This window comes from Marinagarivorans sp. (assembly GCF_982758155.1).
This window is the reverse complement of the sequence record NZ_CEXWTU010000367.1, coordinates 1-2,929: the sequence shown is the minus strand read 5'-3', so window position 1 is coordinate 2,929 and position 2,929 is coordinate 1. Positions and strand designations below refer to the sequence as shown.

2 protein-coding genes are annotated in these 2,929 nt (G+C 40.4%); both read right to left on the bottom strand.

The window, feature by feature from the left end:
- Positions 1–377 precede the first annotated feature (377 nt).
- Complete coding sequence (locus tag AC3A8L_RS20920; RefSeq protein WP_487964217.1) at positions 378–1,307, bottom strand: RICIN domain-containing protein; 930 nt, start codon at positions 1,305–1,307, stop codon at positions 378–380.
- Between the two features lie 440 nt (positions 1,308–1,747).
- A complete protein-coding gene (locus tag AC3A8L_RS20915; protein ID WP_487964216.1) occupies positions 1,748–2,710 on the bottom strand; it encodes a hypothetical protein in 963 nt (320 codons plus the stop codon).
- Between the last annotated feature and the right edge of the window lie 219 nt (positions 2,711–2,929).

Below are 2,929 nucleotides of genomic sequence, written 5' to 3'. Positions count from 1 at the left end.
CCTAACGCAGCGGCTTGTAATGTTGTAGAAAGGGGTATCGTCTATTGATACCAATTGGTTACGCGGTTGAGTCATGGTTGCTTATCCAGTGCCTTATGGTTTAACACTAGATAATGTTAGTTGAGGAGTCAAATAGCGGATTGTTTTAGAAGTTGAGTTCTTTATGCTCTTTCACTGATTTGACGAGTGCCTGTCCTCGACTTTGATTAATTTTGGTGTCCAATTTTTTAGTATGAGAGTTACCGTTTTGTTTTAATTTGAGATTCGACACTTTTCCAAAACGGGTAACTCTCTCTCTTTTTCAAGAAGCTGTATCAGATTAGATCTAAACTTCTATAAATAAGACGATAAGAAATTAATATTGAGTCCCTAGTGTTTTATTCTATAAAATTAAAGTTTTCAAATGAAAATTGCTGGTTACTTCCTCCATGGCAATAGTGTTGCTTTAAACGACCGTTAGAGCCTACATCCAAACACATCCCCGAATTAATAGACACTATTTGATAGAATCCATTACCCTTATCGATAAATCTCCATATGAACTTAGATGTCCCATTAAAGCCGGTTGCTCTTTTGAATGACATGTTTTTATTATTTTTATCGGAGCCTCCATTTGAAATATATCTATAATTTTCCCCTTCAATAAATGGGTATCCTGTGTTTCGTTCATCATAAGTTTTAGGTGTAGTAAGGTAATACTGGTTATTTGTTCCGCCCTTCAACTGTACCTTGAAATTCACGCATTCGCCTTTATCCACACCTAAGACAGAGGCAAGTGTTTGGCTAGTGCCAGCGCCAAATACAGTTTTAGAAAACATAATACATTTAGATTCACTTCTAAGTATTATTTGCCTATCTTGCGGTGGATTTTGTAATGCGGTGTACGATATTTCTGGCGCTTGCCAAGTACCCGTGCTCCACTTGGCTGACCCGGCGGCATCATATAAAACGGTGTTTCCGTCGTCCTGCACCGATAATCTGGCGCCATAGCCGATGTTCCATGTATTGGAATGCCATACAGGCTGCCAGTTTGGTAACTTATATAGTACTAAGTTACCGTCACCTTGCATTGACAACACAGCATCACCAACCCCACTAGTACCTGTTGCCCATATAGGGTTATTGTTTTTGTGCAAGACTAAATTGCCATCAGTTTGTACGCTAAGCTTATATACGCCATTAGCCGAGGTTAAGTATCCAGGAGAGTAAATTTTTTCGCCGGTTTCGAGCTCCGATTGAGCTGACACCGCTGACACCATAAGCGTGGTTAATATTAATGCTGCCATTCTAAATATATATTTATGCATAAAATATCCTATTTTAATATTTTCAATCTAATTTTTATTGAATGCGTGTCTATTAACGCCATTTTGAGGTGCTTAATGAAATTTCACGCCTCTATTTAAATAGACGATTCACACTTAAAAATCCTCAATAAAAATAATGCAGGACAGGCACTCTCAAAAAAATAAAGACACCCACATTCAGTAAAAACACTAGGCCTCCCTTACTTTTCAAGATTTTTTTCGCCCATAGACCCAAAGCACACAATAACCCCAACGCCTAGACATAATCGGGGGCATCCATAACATTAAGCTATCAAGTCAATAGGTTAGTGTTCACTAGGATCAACCCCGCACCAAAAAGCCGCTAAAGCTTCACTGCCTTAGTGGCGGAGGGCCATATCTCTACTTAAAGCGTTAGGACTTATATACCCCCAACGCTTTAAGTACTTTCCCGTATGGGGTTACGGCTTTAAATTAATTGAAAAGATGTGGTCGAACTCCACGCCAATGCCGAAGCCGCCATCCTCATCGTTCATGTTTATTGAGTAGCTACCTTCCACTTGATATTTAGAGATGTTTGTAATTTCGAGTGTTCCTACTGCAAACTCTTTATCAAGAAAGTCAGGGTCTGGGGAATCTGATAGATCTTCCGAAGTCGAGAATTTGACGACAACTTCTTGGGCTAAACTATCCGTGAGTTCATCGACAGCAATGTAGGTTCCTATAGGAGCATTCGTTGGAAAAGTGAAAGTAAAAATTTCCGTTAACTCGACTTCGTCTTGGGTGAACGTCGATTTTATCGATAGGCTTGTTGTATTAAAGTCGTCAATACTAGGCTCTAGAATTTCTATGGTGGATATATCGCCACATACTTTATTATTACGTGGCTCGCCTTCGGTAGGAAAGTATGCATTATCTGTTAGGGTGCCTAGATTAAATTCAGTGGCATCAGATATCTTTGCTAATGTTCCAGTGGTCAAAAGTGTATCGTCACAAAAACTCAGTTCTGTGAGGCTTCCATTGTCGTCAAGATAGTATTCGGCGCTATGTGTACTGCCATTGGCAAAAAATGAGCAGAATTCTTGCTGTTCTGCCTTGTCGATGAGTACGTCCTGGGCGCTTCCTATAATGGGTTCTTCCGTATCGCAATTATTTAAAGAAATTTCTGCGCTATTCAGGATATTAATAGTACTGGTGCTGACGGATGTAAATTTCCCTTCCTGAAGGTTTACGGTAGCCTCACGTAACCAAGTTCCAGAATCCATATAAGCTGAAAATTCAGTTGGGCTAATTTGGGTTCCATGCGGTGTTGGAGCGATGGTGCCGGAGCTTGAGCTAGCTTGTGTAGAGCCACCACAGGCGCTTAGGGTTATTGTGGAGCAGACAAAACTAGCGGTATAGAATAAGGTTCTTAAATGTTCCATAGATTTTTTTGACTACCTTTTATAGTTGACGACGATTACGTTAATTAATTCACCAAACACCCAAATGTATGAGGGTAGAATTGTATCAGGTAGCGGCCTGTGTTTCTTAAATTTAGCGCCAATCCGTTTTTTGTTGACCCAGACATTATTCTAATAACCTGCCTACCTGCCTACCTGCCTACCTGCCTACCTGCCTACCTGCCTACCTGCCTACCTGCC